Source organism: Anaerobium acetethylicum (genome assembly GCF_900096945.1).
Taxonomy (GTDB): domain Bacteria; phylum Bacillota; class Clostridia; order Lachnospirales; family Lachnospiraceae; genus Anaerobium; species Anaerobium acetethylicum.
Genome location: NZ_FMKA01000073.1, coordinates 4151 through 5377 on the forward strand (window position 1 = coordinate 4151; position 1227 = coordinate 5377).

General features: G+C 52.5%; 1 rRNA gene (running past one end of the window). It reads left to right on the forward strand.

Features of this window, described 5'->3' with window-relative positions:
* Nucleotides 1-1227 (forward strand): 23S ribosomal RNA (locus BJR36_RS19635); its annotated part reaches 1657 nt to the left of the window's first position; the annotation flags it as partial.

Here is a 1227-nt window from a genome sequence, read left to right on the forward strand (position 1 = left end):
TCAAGTAGGGAAGCTGGCGGGCTCACTGTCAAGAAAAGCCGCTATTGTTTGTATTGTACCCGTACCGTAAACCGACACAGGTGGATGAGGAGAGAATCCTAAGGCCGACGGGAGAAGCATTGTTAAGGAACTCGGCAAAATGACCCCGTAACTTCGGGAGAAGGGGTGCCACAGAAATGTGGCCGCAGAGAATAGGCTCAAGCAACTGTTTAGCAAAAACACAGGTCTATGCAAAACCGCAAGGTGAAGTATATGGGCTGACGCCTGCCCGGTGCTGGAAGGTTAAGGGGAGTACTTAGCGCAAGCGAAGGTATGAACTTAAGCCCCAGTAAACGGCGGCCGTAACTATAACGGTCCTAAGGTAGCGAAATTCCTTGTCGGGTAAGTTCCGACCCGCACGAAAGGCGTAATGATTTGAGCACTGTCTCGACAATGCACCCGGTGAAATTGAAATACCAGTGAAGATGCTGGTTACCTGCGCCAGGACGGAAAGACCCCATGGAGCTTTACTCTAGCTTGATACTGGGATTCGGTATTGCATGTACAGGATAGGTGGGAGACGGAGAAGGCATGACGCCAGTCATGCCGGAGTCGCTGTTGGGATACCACCCTTGTAGTATTGGATTTCTAACATGTGCCCGTGATCCGGGCAGTGGACAATGTCAGGTGGGGAGTTTGACTGGGGCGGTCGCCTCCGAAAGAGTATCGGAGGCGCTCAAAGGTCTTCTCAGAATGGTTGGAAACCATTCGCAGAGTGCAAAGGCATAAGAAGGCTTGACTGTGACACCGACGGGTGGAGCAGGTAGGAAACTAGGACTTAGTGATCCGGTGGTATAAAGTGGGATTGCCATCGCTCAACGGATAAAAGCTACCCTGGGGATAACAGGCTTATCACTCCCAAGAGTTCACATCGACGGAGTGGTTTGGCACCTCGATGTCGGCTCATCGCATCCTGGGGCTGTAGTAGGTCCCAAGGGTTGGGCTGTTCGCCCATTAAAGCGGTACGCGAGCTGGGTTCAGAACGTCGTGAGACAGTTCGGTCCCTATCCGGCGTGGGCGTAAGATATTTGAGAGGAGCTGACCTTAGTACGAGAGGACCGGGTTGGACGAACCGCTGGTGTATCTGTTGTCATACCAATGGCATGGCAGAGTAGCCAAGTTCGGCAGGGATAAACGCTGAAGGCATCTAAGCGTGAAGCCCCCCTCAAGATGAGATATCTCATAGCA